Here is an 18398-nt window from a genome sequence, read left to right on the forward strand (position 1 = left end):
CGCCGGGCGCGGGACGCCCGGACCACGTATGGACGTCCCCGGACGGCCCCGCGACTCCGTCGGCCGGCCCGACCGACTCCGGCGGTCATCCCCGTGGACCGCCCCCGGCTACCCCAGCCCCGAAGGCAGCTCCGACGGGAACCCCGAGGGCAGTGTCCCGCCCTCCGCCCTCGTGTACGTCTCCTTCTCGGGCCGCCCGGACCAGGTGATCTTCAGGGAGTTCTTGGTCACCGCGTCGACCATCCCCGTGCTCCGGTGGCCGGAGTCGCCCTTGCAGGTGAGGCGGACCATCCGCATGTCCGCCTCCTCGCCCGCCGTGCCGCTGCACACCGCGCCGCCGGTCGCGAAGAGCCCCGCCTGCTTGCCGGTGATCACCAGGGCCACGATCTTGCCGCCGCTGGTGGTGATCCAGCTGCCCTGGATCTCCGCGACCGCGCCCGCGCCCCCGCCGCCGTCCTCCGAACCGTCCCCGGTCGCCGAACCACCGGCCGTGGGCGCAGCGCTCGCCGTGGGAGAGCTGTCCGTGGAGTCGTCCCCGCCACCCCCGCCGCACCCGGTCAGCACCAGCGCGCCGACCACCCCGGCCGCCACCGCCCCGACCCGCAGGCGCGCCGCACCGGTCCGCGAGCGCTCCGCACCCGCACGCGCCGCCCCGACGCACCCCCGCACCGCACCCATACCCGTCCCCCTGCCCCTCGCCGTAGCCGTAGCCCCAGTCACGTCACGCTCCCAAGCCGTAGCGGGTCGCCCGGGGCGGGAGCCCGCGGACCGCGCAGCAAGTTACCAGCCGTTACCCCCGCGCAGGCGGCCGGAATTGACCGCCCGGCCGGGGGAACAGGAACAGCCCGGCGCGCGTCTCTACCTGGGGCGTGAACAGGGCGGCATGCGCCGTCGTATCCCGGGCAGGCGGGAAGGGCTTCGGTAAAGCGGTCGTCAAAGCTGTAATCGCGGGAACACCCCGCGCGCACGTGCATCTGCTCATTCACCTGCATGTGAACAGGGTTATGATCCGGGTCGGTTGACCGCAGCATCTACTGACCACAGCACCAATGACCACGGCCTTTGCGGCCACATCAGACAGTGCACCACCGGGGAGCGAACCTGTGGACCACTCCGTTGACAGCGTGTACGGGTACGACGTGTACAACGGCATGGCTGCCACGCAGCTGGTCGGCGTGGCCTGGCAGAAGAGCAGGCACAGCAACTCCCAGGGCTCCTGCGTCGAGTTCGCGCGCCTGCCCGGCGGCGAGGTGGCCGTCCGCAACTCCCGCTTCCCCGACGGCCCCGCCCTGGTCTACACGCGTGCGGAGATCGAGGCCATGCTCCTCGGCATCAAGGACGGCGAGTTCGACCACCTGACGGCGAGCTGACAACCCGCCCGTACGGCACGGGCGTTGGCAACGATGTCGGGAACGACGAGCGAGCCGCGCCCGGTTCAGCCCGCCGGTTCCCCCGCGGGCAGCAGGAACAGCGCCCACACCATCTTGCCGTCCAGCGCGCCCGCCAGCGGATGCCAGCCCCAGCCGTCCGCGAAGGAGTCCACGAGGAACAGCCCCCGGCCCGACTCGGCGGAGAAGTCGTCGGACTCGCGGGGCACCGGGGTCTCGTGGCTGGGGTCGCGCACCGCGCACACCAGCCGCCCCGGCCAGCGCATCAGATGCAGCCGCACCGGAGCGCTGTGCTCCACCGCACGCTCAGCGGCGGACGCCGCGCCCCCGACGCCCCCGTCCGGCCGCCCCGCACCGGGCAGCGCGTGCCGCAGCGCGTTGGTGACGAGTTCGGAGACGACGAGCGCGATGTCCTCGGCGCGCGCACCCACGTCCCAGCGCTCCAGCGTGGCCCGGGTGAAGCGCCGGGCCTCGCGCACCGCTTCGTAGCGGGCGGGCAGGGCGCAGGAGGCGGCCTCGGAGACGGTGCCGGGGTCCAGTGGCGGAAGGCCCTGCCGTAACGGCTTGAGCATGGTCGATCCATTCGTTCCCATGCGAGGCACTCCCGGGAATTCGCGGTCGTTGCGATGCAGCGGTGGCGCGGCCCCATGGTTTCGGATGCGCACAGCAGATGCAAGGGCAGATGCACGTGCACGAGGCCGAATTGCGCCCGCGCGTACCGCTTCTTGGCCATTTTTTCCGCCATCTTGGCCCCCACTTCGGTCCAGGACCGTGACCCTGGCATAGGAGAAACGGTTGACCTCTTTCCGTTTCTGTAACCGAACGAGTACTGCTCGAAGTGTTTTAGTGGCAGACTGCGGCATCTGAAGACGGTTGGGGAGGCTGGCGAAGTGAGCGCGGGAGAGCCCGGATCGGTGGTGCGGCGGATGCTGCTCGGCTCGCAACTCAGGCGGCTGCGGGAGGCGCGCGGCATCACGCGCGAGGCGGCGGGGTACTCGATCCGCGCCTCCGAGTCCAAGATCAGCCGGATGGAACTCGGCCGCGTGAGCTTCAAGACCAGGGACGTCGAAGACCTGTTGACGCTCTACGGCGTCGACGAAGAGGCGGAGCGCGAGTCGCTGCTCTCCCTCGCCCGGGAGGCCAACGTGGCGGGCTGGTGGCACAGTTACACCGACGTGCTGCCCAGCTGGTTCCCCACCTACGTCGGCCTGGAGGGCGCCGCCCACCTCATCCGGGTCTACGAGGTCCAGTTCGTGCACGGCCTGCTCCAGACCGAGGAGTACGCGCGCGCGGTGGTCCGGCGCGGCATGAAGGGCGCGAGCACCGCCGACGTGGAGCGCCGGGTCGCGCTGCGCCTGGAGCGGCAGAAGCATCTGCTGGCCGAAGACCCGGACGGCGCCCCCGAGTTCCACATCGTCCTGGACGAGGCCGCCCTGCGCCGCCCGTACGGCGACCGCGAGGTCATGCGCGGCCAGGTGAAGCATCTGATCGAGGTCTCCGAGCGGCCCAACGTACGGCTCCAGGTCATGCCGTTCGGCCTCGGCGGGCACTCCGGGGAGAGCGGCGCCTTCACGCTGCTCAGCTTCCCCGAGTCCGACCTGTCCGACGTGGTCTACGTCGAGCAGCTGACCAGCGCGCTCTATCTGGACAAGCGCGAGGACGTCATCCAGTACGAGCAGGCGCTCAAGGAACTCCAGCAGGACAGCCCCGGACCGGCCGAGAGCCGGGACATCCTCCGGGGCATCCTTCAACTCACCTGAGAAAAATGGACTGTTGACGGGCCCGCGCGGCCTCGGTCGCCCGTGTGCGTCAGTACGATTGCCTGTGATCAGAACCCGGCGTGGCAGTGTCGTCCGCTAGCGAGTGAGGGATCACATGGCGTCCTATTTCGAGGAACTGGCCCAGCAGTACATCGACGGTGAATGGCGTACGGGGAGCGGTTCCTGGGACGTCATCGACTTCAACCCCTACGACGACGAGAAGCTGGCCTCGATCACGGTCGCCACCGTCGAGGAGGTCGACGACGCCTACCGGGCCGCCGAGCGCGCCCAGAAGAAGTGGGCCGCGACCAACGCCTATGCCCGCCGCACGGTGTTCGAGCGGGCGCTCGCGCTGATCGAGGAGCGCGAGGAGGAGATCGCCGAGCTGATCGTCGCCGAACTCGGCGGCACCCGTGTGAAGGCGGGCTTCGAACTGCACCTCGCCAAGGAGTTCCTGCGCGAGTCGATCCACCTGGCGCTGCGCCCCGAGGGCAGGATCCTGCCCTCCCCGGCCGACGGCAAGGAGAACCGCGTCTACCGGGTGCCGGTGGGCGTCGTGGGCGTGATCAGCCCGTTCAACTTCCCCTTCCTGCTGTCGATCAAGTCGGTCGCCCCGGCGCTCGCGCTCGGCAACGGCGTCGTCCTCAAGCCGCACCAGAACACCCCGATCGCGGGCGGCACGCTGATCGCGAAGCTCTTCGAGAACGCGGGGCTGCCCGGCGGACTGCTCAACGTCGTCGTGACCGACATCGCGGAGATCGGGGACGCCTTCATCGAGCACCCGGTGCCCCGGGTCATCTCGTTCACCGGCTCCGACAAGACCGGCCGCCATGTGGCAACCGTCTGCGCGGCCCACTTCAAGCGCGCGGTGCTCGAACTCGGCGGCAACAGCGCCCTGGTGGTGCTCGACGACGCCGATCTGGACTACGCGGTGGACGCGGCGGTCTTCAGCCGGTTCGTGCACCAGGGCCAGGTGTGCATGGCGGCCAACCGGGTGCTCGTGGACCGCTCGGTGGCCGAGGAGTTCACCGAGAAGTTCGTCGCCAAGGTCCGCTCGCTGCCGGTGGGCGACCCGCGCGACCCCGGCACCGTCATCGGCCCGGTCATCAACTCCACCCAGGCGAACTCCCTCGCGCAGGTGGTCGAGCAGGCCGTGGCCGAGGGCGGCACCGCCCTGGTGCGCGGCACCGTCGAGGGCAACCTGGTCGCGCCCAGCGTGCTCACCGGGCTGCCCGAGGGCTCGCCCCTGCTGCGGCAGGAGGTCTTCGGCCCGGTCGTCTTCCTGGTGCCGTTCGACGGCGAGGAGGAGGCGGTACGGATCGTCAACGACACGCCGTACGGGCTCAGCGGCGCCGTCCACACCGGGGACGTCGAGCGCGGTGTGGCCTTCGCGCAGCGGATCGACACCGGGATGTTCCATGTGAACGACGGCACCGTGCACGACGAGCCGCTGGTGCCGTTCGGCGGCGAGAAGCACTCGGGCGTCGGCCGGCTGAACGGCGAGACGACCCTGGAGGCGTTCACCACCACCAAGTGGATCTCGGTCCAGCACGGGCGCAGCGGCTTCCCGTTCTGAGCCCACGGGCTCCTTCAAGCCCCTTCCGGCCGCTGAGAGGCCGATCCGCAGCCGATCCGACACGACGCCACGGACCATCGAGGACAGGATCCGACCTCGATGGTCCGTAGCGTCTGTCGTGTCAGGGCAACGGACCCGGAGAAGGGCGGACGACCATGGTCACGCACGTACGAGCCGAGGCGGCGGACGACGAGCGCGGGGCACTGCTCGCGTTCCTGGAGGAGCAGCGCGGCGGCATCCGCCGGTCGGTGCTGGGGCTGACCGAGGAGCAGGCGCGGTCCCGGCCGAGCGCGAGCGAGCTGTCGCTCGGCGGGCTGCTCAAGCACGTCGTGGAGATGGAGCGGACCTGGATCGCCCGCGCCCGCCAGGAGCCGCCCGCGATCCACCGGGACCAGTCCAACTGGCACGAGTGCTTCCAGCTGGTGGGGGACGAGACGGTCGCCTCCCAGCTCGCCCTGTGGGAGGAGGCGGCGGCCGACACGGAGAAGCTGATCCGCTCCGCGCCGAGCCTGGACGAGACCTTCCCGCTGCCCGAGGCCCCCTGGTTCCCGCCGGGCGAGCGGGTCTCGCTGCGCTGGGTGTGTCTGCACCTGATCCGCGAGACGGCCCGGCACGCGGGCCACGCCGACATCGTCCGCGAGTCGCTGGACGGCAAGACCGCCTTCGAGCTGGTGGCCCTGGAGCAGCAGCGGGGCCAGGCTGGGTGACCGCCGCACGGCACCCGGCCCGGGTCCGCCCGCACTGACGGAACGCCCGCTCAGCGGTGGTGGAACCCCGTCGCCAGCTGCCTGTCCACCGTCGACGGCCTCTCCTGCCGCCGCAGCGCGGGCAGTTCGCGGGCCAGGTCCGCCAGGAACAGGTCCGCGAGGTCGTGGGAGAAGCCGTTGCGGCAGACCACCCGCAGCACCGACAGGTCCTCCCGGTCGGGCGGGAAGGTGTACGCCGGGACCAGCCAGCCGTGCTCGCGCATCCGCCGGGAGACGTCGAACACGTCGTACGCCGTGATGTGGTCGGCGGTGGTGAACGCGAACGCGGGAAGCTGGTCGCCCCGGGTGAGGAGGCGGAAGTCGCCCAGCGCCTCGATGCGGTCGGCCAGATGACGGGCCACGTCACGGGTGGACTGCTGGACGGCGCGGTAACCCTCGCGGCCCAGGCGCAGGAACATGTAGTACTGCGCGACCACCTGGGCGCCGGGCCGGGAGAAGTTGAGGGCGAAGGTGGGCATCTCGCCGCCCAGGTAGTTCACCCGGAAGACCAGCTCCTCCGGCAGCGCCTCGGTGTCGCGCCACAGGGCCCAGCCGACGCCGGGGTAGACCAGACCGTACTTGTGGCCCGAGGTGTTGATGGAGGCCACGCGCGGCAGGCGGAAGTCCCAGACCAGATCGGGGTCGAGGAACGGGGCGATCATGCCGCCGGAGGCGCCGTCGACGTGGACCGGGATGTCGAGCCCCGTGCGTTCCTGGAGGGCGTCCAGTTCGGCGCACAGCTCGGCTATCGGCTCGTACGACCCGTCGAAGGTGGAGCCGAGGACGCCCACGACCCCGATGGTGTTCTCGTCGCACAGCCCGGCCGCCTCGCGCGGGTCCAGGTGGAAGCGGTCGCCCTTCATGGGCACCGTGCGCGCCTCGACCTCCCAGTAGTCGCAGAACTTCTCCCAGCACACCTGGACGTTGACGCCCATCACGAGATTGGGCCGCGCCCCCGGGTAGCGGTCGGCGTTCTTCTTGGACCAGCGGCGCTTGAGCGCGAGTCCGGCGAGCATCCCGGCCTCGCTGGAGCCGGTGGTGGAACAGCCCACGACCGCCGAGGGGTCGGGCGCGTTCCACAGCTCGGCCAGCATGGCCACACAGCGCCGCTCCAGCTCGGCGGTGCGCGGGTACTCGTCCTTGTCGATCATGTTCTTGTCGGCGCACTCGGCCATCAGCACCCCGGCCTGCGGCTCCATCCAGGTGGTGACGAAGGTGGCCAGGTTCAGGCGTGCGTTGCCGTCGAGCATCAGCTCGTCGTGCACCAGCTGATAGGCGGTGGTGGGCGGCAGCGGGGAGTCCGCCAGACGGTGCGTGGGCGGCGCCTCGGTCATCCCGCTGACGGGGTTGGCCTCGCCGAAGAACGGGTTGACCGACATCTTCCGCTCGTCACGCTTGCCGGAACCTTTGTGCAGAGCCATCGTCATGCCTCCATACGGGGGATTCAGCGGACCGGGGTGCCGTCCGCGCGGAGCTGCATCTGCGGCCGCCCGGTCACCAGCAGCCAGGCGGGCAGCGAGGCGACGCACAGCAGGGCGAGGATCGCCGGGGAGGCCACCAGGACGGCGGCCGTGAACAGGCTCACCCAGCCCTGCCGGGTGATCGCCAGGAGCATGCCCAGCACGCCCGTGGCCACGCCCAGCGAGGGCTGCACCGCCGGGACCAGCGCGTGTGCGCACAGGCCCACCGCGGCCCCCACGAACACGGCCGGGAAGATGCGCCCGCCCCGGAACCCGCAGGACGCGGCGACGACCAGCGCCGCCGCCTTCACCACCGCCAGCACGGCGTACTGCCCGGCCGTGCGGCCGTCCGGGTCACGGGCCAGCTCCGCGACCTCGGACAGCCCCTTGAACAGCGTCAGATGACCGCCCGCCGCCGCGAGCGCCCCGAGCACCACGCCGCCCGCCGGAAGCATCAGCATCGGGTGCCGCAGCCGCTTGAAAGCCCGGTGGACGTACGGGAAGACGTGCACCGCGCACAGGCCGAGCAGCGCCGCCGCCGAGGCCACCACCATGGCGGCCGGGACGTCGGCCCAGCCGGGGCGGCCGAAGGGCGGCAGGCCCAGGTCGAAGGTCGGCTCGGCCACCAGAGTCGTCGTCATGGCGCCGAACGCGGCGGCGGTCAGCGGCGCGAAGAGCTTGTCCCAGAGCCGCCCGGGCAGCGGGCGCCCGGCCAGCGCCTCGGAGATGACCAGCGCCGCCGCCACCGGCGTGCCGAACAGCGCCCCGATCGTGCCCGCCTCCGCCAGCACCGGCCACAGCGTGCCCGGCGCCCTCGGCAGGAAGCGGCTGCCCAGCCACATGGTGAGGCCGACGTTCACGGCGATGATCGGGTTCTCCGGGCCGAGGCTCGGACCACCGGCCAGCATCAGCGCGGTCGCCAGCACCAGCCCCGGCAGCACCACCGGGGGCAGCACGGGGGCGTCGAGACCGAGCGTGGCCGGATCGGGACCGGCGTGGCCCGGCACGAGCCAGACCACCAGCCCCACCGCGAGGCCCGTGGCGACCAGCATGACGAACATCCACGCCACCGAGTACCGGCCGATCCCCAGGGCGTCCGGCAGCGGCCCCCACAGCACGTGCTGGAGCCGTTCCGCCGCCGCGCTCACCCCGACGAAGACCAGACTCGTGACCACCCCCACCAGCACGGCGGGCAGGATCAGCGGGAGCAGGGCACGCGCCGGAGCCGGGGAGGTCGGGCGCGGCTGCCGCGCGGTGTCCTGGGCCACGGGCACACGATAAGCGGATCAAGCGGACACAACATCCCGAAGTGGATCGGGCTTGCACCTCACGCGACGTGAGGCACGAGCGTGTTCCCCGGGCGGTGACAGGCGAGGACGGGAGCGGGACGTGGGGTACTCGGTGGGACAGGTCTCGGGGTTCGCCGGGGTCACGGTGCGGGCCCTGCACCACTGGGACGAGATCGGACTGCTGGTCCCCGGCGAGCGCACCCACGCCGGGCACCGGCGCTACACCGACGCCGATCTCGACCGGCTCCAGCGCATCCTCTTCTACCGGGAACTCGGCTTGCCCCTGGACGAGGTCGCCGTCCTGCTCGACGACCCGGACGCGGACCCGCGCACGCATCTGCGTCGCCAGCACGAGCTGCTCACCGCCCGGATCGAGAAGCTGCGGCAGATGGCCGCGGCCGTGGAACACGCCATGGAGGCACGCAGGATGGGCATCGACCTCACCCCGGAGGAACGGTTCGAGGTGTTCGGGGACAAGGACCCCGAGCAGTACGCGGAGGAGGCGGAGCAGCGCTGGGGCGGCACCGAGGCGTACGCCGAGTCACAGCGCCGCGCCGCCCGCTACACCAAGGACGACTGGAAGCGGATGAAGGCCGAGGTGGACGACTGGTCCGCCCGCTACGCCGCCCTCATGGCCGCGGACGAGCCGCCCACCGGCGACGCCGCGCTCGCCCTGGCCGAGGAGCACCGCCTCCACATCGACCACTGGTTCTACCCCTGCCCGCCCGCCATGCACCGCTGCCTGGGCCAGATGTACGTCGCCGACGAGCGCTTCAAGGCGTTCTACGACTCGATGCACCCGGGCCTCGCCGAGCACCTGTACACGGCGATCACCGCGAACGCGGAGCGGCGGGAGCGGGAGGACGCGGCGCAGGACGCAGGGGAGAACGCGGGGGAGAGCGCGGCGGAGTAGGCCGCACGGAGTCCCGCCGGTCCTGGCCCGGGGTGTCACTCCCGGGCCAGGACCACCGCCGTGCCGTACGCGCACACCTCGGTGCCGACGTCGGCCGCCTCCGTGACGTCGAAGCGGAAGGCCACGACCGCGTTGGCACCCCGCGCGCGTGCCTGCTCGACCAGCCGCTCCATGGCCTGGTTGCGGGTCTGCACCAGCGTCTTGGTGAGCCCCTTCAGCTCGCCGCCGATCATCGACTTCAGCCCGGCGCCGATCTGGCTGCCCAGATGCCGCGACCTGACGGTGAGGCCGAAGACCTCGCCGAGCACGCGCTCCACCCGGTGCCCGGGCACGTCGTTCGCCGTCACGACCAGTACGTCCGGCTCGGGCCCCTGGCCGCCGCCGTAGTCATCGAGTCCCATGACCCACAGCTTTGCCCCAGTCGCCGCACAGTGCATTCTGGAACCACCGGTGGAACCTGAGCCGGTCACGACGCGTTGATAGCTTTGTGCGGCCGCACATGACGTCACAGCCGCCCTCACCCCTCAGGAGCCCGGACCGTTATGACTCTTGCACTGGGCCCGAGCTGGCTCGATCCCGGAAACCTGCTCAACACGTACGGCATCTGGGGCCTGCTGCTCATCGTCTTCGCGGAGTCGGGTCTCCTCATCGGCTTCTTCCTGCCGGGCGACTCGCTGCTGTTCACCTGCGGTCTGCTGATCACCTCCGGGGACCTGGACTTCCCGCTGTGGGGGGCCATCGCCCTGATCTGCGTCGCCGCGATCCTCGGTGACCAGGCGGGCTACATGTTCGGCAAGAAGGTGGGCCCGTCCCTCTTCAACCGCCCGGACTCACGCCTGTTCAAGCAGGAGAACGTCCTCAAGGCGCACGAGTTCTTCGAGAAGCACGGCCCCAAGTCCCTGGTCCTGGCCCGCTTCGTGCCCGTGGTGCGCACGTTCACGCCGATCATCGCGGGCGTCAGCGGGATGAAGTACCGCTCCTTCCTGGTCTTCAACGTCATCGGCGGCATCCTGTGGGGCGCGGGCGTCACCCTGCTGGGCTCCTGGCTCGGCAACATCGCGTTCGTCAAGGACAACATCGAGGCGATGCTCATCCTCATCGTCCTCATCTCGGTCGTGCCGATCGCCATCGAGTTCCTGCGCGCCCGCTCCAAGGAGAAGAAGGCCCGCGCCGAGCAGCCCGAGCAGTCCGAGCCGGTCCAGGCCGCGCACCAGCAGCCGTACCCGCAGCCCCCGGCCATGGACGACGCGACCACCCGCCTGCGCCGCATCGAGCCCGAGCCGCACGAGCAGCCCCGCCACCCCGAGCAGCAGTACTGGCCGCAGGACTACGGGCAGCCGCAGCCCCAGCAGCCGCAGCCCGCGTACGGCAACCAGCCCAACCAGCCCTACGGCCACGGCGGTTACGCCGACCAGGGCGGCTACGGACAGCAGGGCGGCCAGGAGCCGTACTACGGCCAGCAGCCCCAGCAGCGGCCCCCGTACGACGGCCAGGGCTACGGCGACCCCCAGCAGCAGTACCCCTACGGCTACGACCAGGGCGGCCACCGCGCCCCCTGACGGCCCACGCGCGGCGGGCCGGGGCCTCAGAAGCCCCGGGTCCGCTTCGCCGCCCGGCGCTTGCCCGCCGAGCCGACCCGCAGGAACAGCCGGAAGAGTTCCGAACCGAGGTTGACGCCGATCGCGATGGCCATGGCGAGCGAGACCGCCTTGGCCAGCGACACCAGGCCCTTGTCGATCTCGTTCTGCGCGATGGACAGCAGCCCGAAGTAGGTCGCCGAACCGGGCAGCAGCGGACCGATCGCCGCCGTGGTGAACGGCAGCGCGGACGCGAACTGATAGCGCGACATCAGCTGTCCGAACAGCCCCACCAGGCCCGCCGCCACAGCCGTCGAGGCCACCGGTGAGAAACCACCGGCGACATGCATCGCGCCGTACACCGACCAGGCCACACCGCCGTTGAGCGTCACCCACAGGACCGTCGCGCGCTCCTGCTGGAGCAGGATCGCGAAGGTGAACGACAGCACCATGGAGGCCGCGATCTGGAGCAGGGGCCGCTGCGAGATGTGCAGCGCGGTGTCCGGGTTCAGCCGGCCGCCGATCTGCACGCCGAAGTACAGGACGGTCAGCACGCCGATGACGATGCCGACGAAGAAGTACATGACTTCGAGCAGGCGCGCGGACGCGGTGATGTAGAAGCCCGTCAGACCGTCCTGCACGCCCGCCACCAGCGCCCGTCCGGGCAGCAGCGCGAAGAGTCCACCGGTGACCACCGCCGACGCCTTCAGATCCACGTTCGCCAGCGCGAAGGCCACGCCGATCGCGGCGGGCGGCATCGCGGCCACCGTGAACTGGTAGAACTCCGGCAGCCCGCGCCCCGCGCACAGCCACGCCAGGCGGTCGCCGAGCATCGCGCCGACCGCCGCCGCGATGAACACGATGACGTCACCGCCGACCAGCACCGAGGCCGCGCCCGCGAGCAGACCGCTCGCCAGGGTCAGCGCCCAGCCCGGGTAGGGGTGCCGGTTGCGCCGGATCTCCGCGAGGCGGCCGTACGCCTCCTCCAGGGAGACATGGGCCTCGGCGTCCGTCAGGTCGTCCACCAGGCGGAACACGGCCGCGAGGCGGGTGTAGTCGGTGCCGCGCCTGCGGACCGTGCGCGAGGCGGTGATCGGGTCCTCGACCAGGGACGGCTGGTAGGAGATCGACAGCAGCGTGAAGGTGACGGTCGGCTCGCAGCGGTCCAGGCCGTAGGAGCGGCACACCGCGAACATCGCGGCCTCCACGTCCTCGGCGCCCTCGCCGCCCGCGAGCAGCAACTCGCCGATACGCAGGGTCAGGTCGAGCACGCGCGGGACGGCGGGGCCGTCCTCCTCGGCACGCGCCATCGGCTCCAGGGCGGGGCGGTCCGCCACCGGCATCCGGAGCATGGTGCGCATCCGGTCCTGCCACGGGGCGTCCGTGATCAGGGTGAGCATCGGGACGCCGGTCGCCGGGGTGAAGGCGGGCGGGGCGTGCCGCGCGCTGTAGGTGTGCGGCGTGTTGAAGGCCGAGCCCTCCGGCTCCGGCACGGGCGTCTGCGGGGTGTCCAGACCCTTCGGCAGGGAGAACTCCGAGGTCGTCTCCGCCTCGGCGGCCCGGTCCAGGTCGAGCCCCTCCGGAATGGCGAACTCGGACGTGATCTCCGGGTCGTACCGCGCCTCGTCCGACCGGGGCTTGCGGTCCTCCGCCTCCGACACCTCTCACACCGCTTCCTGAACGACGCATTCCGTTAGGGCCAGTATGCGCATGATCACGCGAGCGGGCCGCGTCACCCCCTGCCGGGGTGACGCGGCCCGCTCGCGGAAAAGTCGGCCGGGGTCAGTGGCCGCCGGTCTCCTTGAAGCGCTTGTACGACCGCTCGATCTCCGCCTCGGCGTCCGTGCGGCCCACCCAGTTGGCACCCTCGACCGACTTGCCGGGCTCCAGGTCCTTGTAGACCTCGAAGAAGTGCTGGATCTCCAGGCGGTCGAACTCCGACACGTGGTGGATGTCGCGCAGGTGCTCCACGCGCGGGTCGGTCGCCGGGACGCACAGCAGCTTGTCGTCGCCGCCCGCCTCGTCCGTCATCCGGAACATGCCGATCGCGCGGCACTTGATCAGGCAGCCCGGGAAGGTCGGCTCGTCAAGAATGACCAGCGCGTCCAGCGGGTCGCCGTCCTCGCCGAGGGTGTTCTCGACGAAGCCGTAGTCGGTCGGGTAGGCGGTCGAGGTGAAGAGGCGACGGTCCAGGCGGATCCGACCGGTCTCGTGGTCCACCTCGTACTTGTTCCGCGAACCCTTCGGAATCTCGATCGTGACGTCGAACTCCACCGGTGGCTCCTCCATGATCAGGACATAGTTCTGGTGATTAAGTGTCCCTCACGCAGGAGTGTGATCGCGAAAGGGGCTGGTGGTCGTGCCGGAGCTGAGACCTTGGCGAGCCGTAGGACCGCAGGTGGCACGGCTCGCGAACACCCTGCGGCCCCCTCTGGCGCGCGCGACGGCGGCCGTCCGGCCGCGGATCGCGCGGTTGACGGACGCCGTACGGACCGCGGCACCCCGCCCGGCCCGGACGCCCAACGCCCGGACCCTGCGGTACACCGCGGGCGCCGCCACCGCGGGACTCGCGCTGGCCGCCGCAGCGGTGGCCCTCGCCGGTCCCTGGGACGCCACCGGTCAGCGTACGGCCGAGCGGGACCGGGCCGTCGCCCTGGAGCTGCCGGGTGGCGCAGATCACGGTGGCGCGGCCGTCGCCGCGGGCGGTGCGAAGCCCGCGCCGAGCGCCCCGCCCGTGCTGACGGGGCTGGGCGGCGCCGTACCGGCCGCGCAGACCGGCAAGGACCCCGGGAAGGCCCCCGGGACCGGCGCCGGGAAGGACCCCGCCAAGGGCGGCAAGCCGCTCGCGGAGGTCCTGGAGCCCCTGCTGGACGCCCCCGCGCTCTCCGCCGGGCACGCGGCGGCCGTCGTCGACATGAGCACCGGCAAGCGGCTCTACGGCGCCGACGGCGACAAGGCCCTCACCCCCGCCTCCACCACGAAGATCGCCACCGCCGTGGCCGCGCTGTCCGCCCTCGGCCCGGACCACCGCCTCACCACCCGCACCGCGCTCGAACCCGACACCCGGGAACTGGTCCTGGTCGGCGGCGGCGACCCCACCCTCACCGCGCACAAGTCGCCCGGCCAGTGGGCCAGCCTGCGCACCCTGGCCCGGGACACCGCCGTCGCCCTGGAGAAGCGCGGCATCCGCAAGATCACGCTCTCCTACGACACGACGCTCTTCTCCGGGCCCGCCCTGCACCCCATCGGCGTCAACGACAACCTCGCCCCCGTCACCGCGCTCACCGCCGACGAGGGCCGCACCGACGGCTCCGACCACGGTCCCGTGACCCGGGTGGCCGACCCGTCGGCCGAGGCGGCCCGCGCCTTCGCCGGGTTCCTGAAGGACGCCGGGATCACCGCGACCCCGCCCGGCCCCTCCAAGGCCACCGGGCGCGCACAGACCCTCGCCAGCGTCTCCTCGCCGCCGCTGTCCGACCTGGTCGAGCGGATGCTGACCAACAGCGACAACGACATCGCCGAGGCCCTGGCCCGCCAGACCGCCCTCGCCTCCGGGCGCCCGGGCAGCTTCGCGGGCGGCGCGCAGGCCATCGCCGCCCGGCTGACCAAGCTCGGGCTGCCCATGAAGGGCGCCGCCTTCCACGACGGCAGCGGCCTCAACCGTGACGACCGCCTCACGGCCGACCTCCTGACCTCGCTGCTCGCCAAGGCCGCCGACCCGGCCCGCCCCGGCCTGCGCCCGGTCCTCACCGGCCTGCCCGTCGGCGGCTTCACCGGCACCCTGGCCGAGCGCTACACCGACGGCGCCGCAGGCGTCGTCCGCGCCAAGACCGGCACCCTCACCGGCGTCAACACCCTCGCGGGCACCGTCGTAGACGCCGACGGCCGCCTGCTGTCCTTCGCCTTCCTCGCCTCCGACACCACCGACCCCGAGGCGGCGCAGTCGGCCCTGGACCGTACGGCGTCAGCCTTGTCGGCCTGCGGCTGCGGTTAGCGCTCCGCGCGGGCGGTGGGGTGACCTGGCCAGAGTGCCTGACCGCAGGGCGCTGTTGGTGGCTCGGGCGGACTTGCCGGAGGGCGGGGTGCGTGACGGCGGCTCCGGGCGGGCGGGGTGTCCTGGCCTCGGGTGCCCCACCGCACGCGCCCCTGCGCGGGCCCGCCGGGCGCGGGCCCGTACCGCCCGCCGCGGTCCCGCCCAGCGCCCCCTGCTCACCGGGCCCTGCCCATCGCGCGCCCCGTCAGCCGCGTCCCACTCACCGCACCCTGTCCGCCGCGTCATCTGCCGCGCCCCGCTCACCACGCGCCCCGCCCAGCGCGCGCCCCGCTCACCCCCGTCCGCCCACCGGGCCTCCCCCTGCCAACGCGACCCGGCCCGCGCGCCCCGCGCACCTGCACCGGTGCCCCCGCGCACCCCACGCAGAGCCCCCGTACAGCCTGCCCGGAGGGCCGCCGCTCACGTACCGTTGACGCATGACGAGCTTCGGTGGGACCGCATCTTCCGGGATGGTCGACTGGAACCTCGCGGTGGCGACCGCGACTCGGCTCGTGCGGCCCGGGCCGGAGGTGAGCCGGGACGAGGCGCGGGCCGTGGTCGCGGAGTTGCGGCGGCACGCGAAGTCCTCGGAGGCGCATGTCCGGGGCTTCACCCGGATGGGGACCGAGGACGTGCACGACACCCCGGTGCTCGTGGTCGACCGGCCCGGCTGGGTGCGGGCCAACGTCGCCGGGTTCCGGGAGATCCTGCGGCCCCTGCTGGAGAAGATGCAGGAGCGGCGCGGCAACGGCCCGGGCAACGCCGTCCTCGGCGCCGTCGGCGGCAAGGTGACCGGCGTCGAGCTGGGGATGCTGCTGTCGTTCCTGTCCTCGCGCGTCCTCGGGCAGTACGAGACCTTCGCCCCCGCCACCGCCGACCTCCCGGCCGCGGGCGCCCCCGGCGGGGGACGGCTGCTGCTCGTCGCGCCGAACATCGTCCACGTGGAGCGCGAACTCGACGTGGAGCCCCATGACTTCAGGCTGTGGGTGTGTCTGCACGAGGAGACCCACCGCACCCAGTTCACGGCCGTGCCCTGGCTCCGTGACCACCTGGAGGGCGAGATCCAGTCCTTCCTCGCGGAGACCGACGTCGACCCGGTGACCTTCCTCGAACGCCTCCGCGACGCCGCCCAGTCCCTGGCGGGCGGACGCCCCGAGGGCGAGGAGGACGACGGCGGACGCTCCCTGGTGGACCTGGTGCAGAGCCCCGCCCAGCGCGAGATCCTCGCCCGCCTCACCGCCGTGATGTCCCTCCTGGAGGGCCACGCCGACTTCGTCATGGACGGCGTCGGCCCCGACGTGGTGCCCTCCGTCGCCGAGATCCGCGAGAAGTTCCAGCAGCGCCGCGCCAAGGGCGCCTCCCACCTCGACCTCGCCCTGCGCAAACTCCTCGGCCTGGACGCCAAGCTGCGCCAGTACCGCGACGGCGAACGCTTCGTACGCGCGGTCGTCGGCGAGGTCGGCATGGACGGCTTCAACCGCGTGTGGACCTCGCCCAACACGCTGCCCACCAAGGCCGAGATCGCCAAACCGGCCGACTGGGTCGCCCGCGTGCACGGCAGGACCGACTAGCCCGGCCCGCGCCGGCCCGCGCACCACGAGCACGCGCCATGAACTCCCTCGAACGGACGGCAGGACGACGGCAGGCGGACGCCGTTCCTATCACCCGTCCGAGGGACCGTCAGCCATGCGTAGGCGTGCGATGCTCGGGGAAGGGCCCGCTTCTGTCACCATCGACGCACTCTGAGTGACCGAACCCGGGCTCACTCCCGAAACTCCATGAAGGGAACCGGACATGGGGCCCCACCCCGCGGTCGCGGCGATACGCCTGGCGGTCCGCCGCGTACTGCACGACGTCATCACCGAACACAGCCGCCGCCCCGAGGCGGCCACCGCCCTCGCACCGGCCGGCCGCACCGCCCACGACGCGGGCCCGCCCGCCGAGCAGGGCGCGCCTCCCCTCGTGCTCGTCGCCTGCTCCGGCGGCGCCGACTCCATGGCCCTCGCCTCCGCCCTCGCCTTCGAGGCCCCCCGCCTCGGCGTGCGCGCCGGTGGCGTCACCGTGGACCACGGACTCCAGGAGGGCTCGGGGCTGCGCGCCGACGAGGTCGTCCTGCGCCTGCGCGAGCTGGGCCTCGACCCCGCCCTGTCCGTCGCCGTGACCGTCGGCCGCGAGGGCGGCCCCGAGGCCGCCGCCCGCGACGCCCGGTACGCCGCGCTGGACGCCGTCGCCGAACGCCAGGGCGCCGCCGCCGTCCTGCTCGGCCACACCCGCGACGACCAGGCCGAGACCGTCCTGCTCGGCCTCGCCCGCGGCTCCGGCATCCGCTCCCTGTCCGGGATGGCCGCGGTCTCGGGGGCCGGCGGCCGTTACCGGCGCCCCTTCCTCCAGCTCGACCGGCAGACCGCCCGCAAGGCCTGCCTGGTCCAGTCGCTGCCGGTCTGGGACGACCCGCACAACGCCGACCCGGCCTACACCCGCTCCCGGCTGCGCCACGAGGGCCTGCCCGCCCTGGAGAAGGCGCTCGGCAAGGGCGTCGTGGAAGCCCTCGCCCGCACCGCCCAGCTCTCCCGCGACGACGCCGACGCCCTGGACGCCTGGGCCGGTCAGGCCGAGTCCTCCGTACGCGACGCGGCGGGCCGCCTGGAGTGCGCCAAGCTCTACGCGCTGCCCCCCGCCGTGCGCCGCCGGGTGCTGCGCCGGGCGGCCATCGAGGCGGGCGCTCCGGCCGGTTCCCTCTTCGCCCGGCACATCGAGGAAGTCGACCGTCTGATCACCGGCTGGCGCGGTCAGGGAGCCATCAACCTGCCCGGCAAGGTCGTCGCCCAGCGTCAGGGTGGCAGACTGGTGATTCGGCAAGGCTGAGTTCCGGCCCCGGGAGCGATCCTCCCAGGCGGCCGGGGCCGCCGGCCGCCACAGTGCGGCCGTAAGTGCGGGACGACCGAAAGTGATGCGGGTGGACGCGAAAGACATGGGTGCGGACCTCAAGTCGGTGCTCATCACCAAGGAAGAGATCGACGCGAAGCTGGCCGAGCTGGCCGCGAAGATCGACGCGGAGTACGCGGGCAAGGACCTGCTCATCGTCGGTGTCCTCAAGGGCGCGGTGATGGTGATGGCGGACCTCGCCCGGGCGCTGTCCACCCCCGTCACCATGGACTGGATGGCCGTGTCCTCCTACGGGGCGGGCACCCAGTCCTCCGGAGTGGTCCGCATCCTCAAGGACCTCGACACCGACATCAAGGGCCGTCACGTCCTGATCGTCGAGGACATCATCGACTCCGGTCTGACCCTGTCCTGGCTGATCTCGAACCTCGGCTCGCGCGAGCCCGCCTCCCTCAAGGTGTGCACGCTGCTGCGCAAGCCGGAGGCGGCCAAGGTCGCGATCGACGTGGAGTGGGTCGGCTTCGACATCCCCAACGAGTTCGTCGTGGGCTACGGCCTCGACTACGCCGAGAAGTACCGCAACCTGCCGTTCGTCGGTACGCTCGCGCCCCACGTCTACGGCGGCTGACCCGAGCGGATCAGCTCGGCCGAAGATCGGGAACCCCGGCGGGGCTCGCGCCGTTGGAGCAAGGAGAGGCGGACCACAGTCCGTCCGTACCGCTCCGTGCGGCTGCGGGCGTCCATGCTGGGGTACCGTCAGAAGAACTGTCTTA

17 protein-coding genes are annotated in these 18398 nt (G+C 72.1%); 10 read left to right on the plus strand and 7 right to left on the minus strand.

Annotated elements, in window-relative coordinates:
* Positions 1-108: 108 nt before the first annotated feature.
* The gene (locus B079_RS32565; RefSeq protein WP_234016841.1) at positions 109-678 is read right to left on the minus strand and encodes a hypothetical protein; all 570 of its coding nucleotides are present in this window, start codon (positions 676-678) and stop codon (positions 109-111) included.
* Between the two features lie 473 nt (positions 679-1151).
* Here B079_RS32565 and B079_RS0121875 point away from each other — a divergent pair, with 473 nt between their 5' ends.
* A complete protein-coding gene (locus tag B079_RS0121875; protein ID WP_420705785.1) occupies positions 1152-1370 on the plus strand; it encodes a DUF397 domain-containing protein in 219 nt (72 codons plus the stop codon).
* A gap of 65 nt (positions 1371-1435) precedes the next feature.
* On the opposite strand, the gene B079_RS0121880 is transcribed toward B079_RS0121875, so the two are convergent.
* Positions 1436-1981, minus strand: coding sequence for an ATP-binding protein (locus tag B079_RS0121880; RefSeq protein ID WP_199779947.1), 546 nt, complete (start codon positions 1979-1981; stop codon positions 1436-1438).
* A 333-nt stretch (positions 1982-2314) separates the two neighbouring features.
* Here B079_RS0121880 and B079_RS0121885 point away from each other — a divergent pair, with 333 nt between their 5' ends.
* From B079_RS0121885 to B079_RS0121895, 3 genes are all read left to right on the plus strand, one after another.
* Positions 2315-3148 (plus strand): helix-turn-helix domain-containing protein, encoded by an 834-nt coding sequence (locus B079_RS0121885; RefSeq protein ID WP_018547978.1) that lies wholly within the window; start codon positions 2315-2317, stop codon positions 3146-3148.
* Positions 3149-3263: 115 nt separating this feature from the next.
* The gene (locus B079_RS0121890; RefSeq protein WP_018547979.1) at positions 3264-4724 is read left to right on the plus strand and encodes an aldehyde dehydrogenase family protein; all 1461 of its coding nucleotides are present in this window, start codon (positions 3264-3266) and stop codon (positions 4722-4724) included.
* 155 nt (positions 4725-4879) lie between these two features.
* The gene (locus B079_RS0121895; protein WP_018547980.1) at positions 4880-5431 is read left to right on the plus strand and encodes a DinB family protein; all 552 of its coding nucleotides are present in this window, start codon (positions 4880-4882) and stop codon (positions 5429-5431) included.
* Positions 5432-5481: 50 nt separating this feature from the next.
* On the opposite strand, the gene B079_RS0121900 is transcribed toward B079_RS0121895, so the two are convergent.
* A complete protein-coding gene (locus B079_RS0121900; protein WP_018547981.1) occupies positions 5482-6891 on the minus strand; it encodes a glutamate decarboxylase in 1410 nt (469 codons plus the stop codon).
* 23 nt (positions 6892-6914) lie between these two features.
* Positions 6915-8198, minus strand: a complete 1284-nt coding sequence (locus B079_RS0121905; RefSeq protein WP_018547982.1) for an ion channel protein — start codon at positions 8196-8198, stop codon at positions 6915-6917.
* Between the two features lie 121 nt (positions 8199-8319).
* Here B079_RS0121905 and B079_RS32570 point away from each other — a divergent pair, with 121 nt between their 5' ends.
* The gene (locus B079_RS32570) at positions 8320-9132 is read left to right on the plus strand and encodes a MerR family transcriptional regulator (RefSeq protein WP_018547983.1); all 813 of its coding nucleotides are present in this window, start codon (positions 8320-8322) and stop codon (positions 9130-9132) included.
* Between the two features lie 35 nt (positions 9133-9167).
* Here B079_RS32570 and B079_RS0121915 read toward each other — a convergent pair whose 3' ends face one another.
* Positions 9168-9533, minus strand: coding sequence for a YbjQ family protein (locus B079_RS0121915; RefSeq protein ID WP_018547984.1), 366 nt, complete (start codon positions 9531-9533; stop codon positions 9168-9170).
* A gap of 141 nt (positions 9534-9674) precedes the next feature.
* Here B079_RS0121915 and B079_RS0121920 point away from each other — a divergent pair, with 141 nt between their 5' ends.
* The gene (locus B079_RS0121920) at positions 9675-10691 is read left to right on the plus strand and encodes a DedA family protein (RefSeq protein WP_018547985.1); all 1017 of its coding nucleotides are present in this window, start codon (positions 9675-9677) and stop codon (positions 10689-10691) included.
* 26 nt (positions 10692-10717) lie between these two features.
* On the opposite strand, the gene B079_RS0121925 is transcribed toward B079_RS0121920, so the two are convergent.
* Complete coding sequence (locus B079_RS0121925) at positions 10718-12370, minus strand: threonine/serine ThrE exporter family protein (RefSeq protein ID WP_018547986.1); 1653 nt, start codon at positions 12368-12370, stop codon at positions 10718-10720.
* 121 nt (positions 12371-12491) lie between these two features.
* The gene (locus B079_RS0121930; RefSeq protein WP_018547987.1) at positions 12492-12983 is read right to left on the minus strand and encodes an inorganic diphosphatase; all 492 of its coding nucleotides are present in this window, start codon (positions 12981-12983) and stop codon (positions 12492-12494) included.
* A gap of 124 nt (positions 12984-13107) precedes the next feature.
* On the opposite strand from B079_RS0121930, the gene dacB reads away from it, so the two are divergent.
* The 4 genes from dacB to hpt all read left to right on the plus strand — a co-directional run bounded on the left by dacB (position 13108) and on the right by hpt (position 18253).
* Complete coding sequence (gene dacB / locus B079_RS0121935) at positions 13108-14703, plus strand: D-alanyl-D-alanine carboxypeptidase/D-alanyl-D-alanine-endopeptidase (RefSeq protein WP_018547988.1); 1596 nt, start codon at positions 13108-13110, stop codon at positions 14701-14703.
* Between the two features lie 476 nt (positions 14704-15179).
* A complete protein-coding gene (locus B079_RS0121940; RefSeq protein WP_078496038.1) occupies positions 15180-16313 on the plus strand; it encodes a zinc-dependent metalloprotease in 1134 nt (377 codons plus the stop codon).
* A 223-nt stretch (positions 16314-16536) separates the two neighbouring features.
* Complete coding sequence (gene tilS, locus B079_RS0121945; RefSeq protein WP_018547990.1) at positions 16537-17607, plus strand: tRNA lysidine(34) synthetase TilS; 1071 nt, start codon at positions 16537-16539, stop codon at positions 17605-17607.
* An 85-nt stretch (positions 17608-17692) separates the two neighbouring features.
* Entirely contained in the window at positions 17693-18253 is a 561-nt protein-coding gene (gene hpt, locus B079_RS0121950) for a hypoxanthine phosphoribosyltransferase (RefSeq protein ID WP_018547991.1), read from the plus strand.
* Positions 18254-18398: the final 145 nt, after the last annotated feature.

Source organism: Streptomyces sp. LaPpAH-108, assembly GCF_000373625.1.
Lineage (GTDB): Bacteria > Actinomycetota > Actinomycetes > Streptomycetales > Streptomycetaceae > Streptomyces.

Coding starts and splice junctions, on each gene's coding strand:
- B079_RS32565 (WP_234016841.1), bottom strand. CDS start 678: ATGGGTGCGGTGCGGGGGTGCGTCGGGGCGGCGCGTGCGGGTGCGGAG.
- B079_RS0121875 (WP_420705785.1), top strand. CDS start 1,152: ATGGCTGCCACGCAGCTGGTCGGCGTGGCCTGGCAGAAGAGCAGGCAC.
- B079_RS0121880 (WP_199779947.1), bottom strand. CDS start 1,981: ATGGGAACGAATGGATCGACCATGCTCAAGCCGTTACGGCAGGGCCTT.
- B079_RS0121885 (WP_018547978.1), top strand. CDS start 2,315: ATGCTGCTCGGCTCGCAACTCAGGCGGCTGCGGGAGGCGCGCGGCATC.
- B079_RS0121890 (WP_018547979.1), top strand. CDS start 3,264: ATGGCGTCCTATTTCGAGGAACTGGCCCAGCAGTACATCGACGGTGAA.
- B079_RS0121895 (WP_018547980.1), top strand. CDS start 4,880: ATGGTCACGCACGTACGAGCCGAGGCGGCGGACGACGAGCGCGGGGCA.
- B079_RS0121900 (WP_018547981.1), bottom strand. CDS start 6,891: ATGGCTCTGCACAAAGGTTCCGGCAAGCGTGACGAGCGGAAGATGTCG.
- B079_RS0121915 (WP_018547984.1), bottom strand. CDS start 9,533: ATGGGACTCGATGACTACGGCGGCGGCCAGGGGCCCGAGCCGGACGTA.
- B079_RS0121920 (WP_018547985.1), top strand. CDS start 9,675: ATGACTCTTGCACTGGGCCCGAGCTGGCTCGATCCCGGAAACCTGCTC.
- B079_RS0121940 (WP_078496038.1), top strand. CDS start 15,180: ATGACGAGCTTCGGTGGGACCGCATCTTCCGGGATGGTCGACTGGAAC.
- tilS (WP_018547990.1), top strand. CDS start 16,537: ATGGGGCCCCACCCCGCGGTCGCGGCGATACGCCTGGCGGTCCGCCGC.
- hpt (WP_018547991.1), top strand. CDS start 17,693: ATGCGGGTGGACGCGAAAGACATGGGTGCGGACCTCAAGTCGGTGCTC.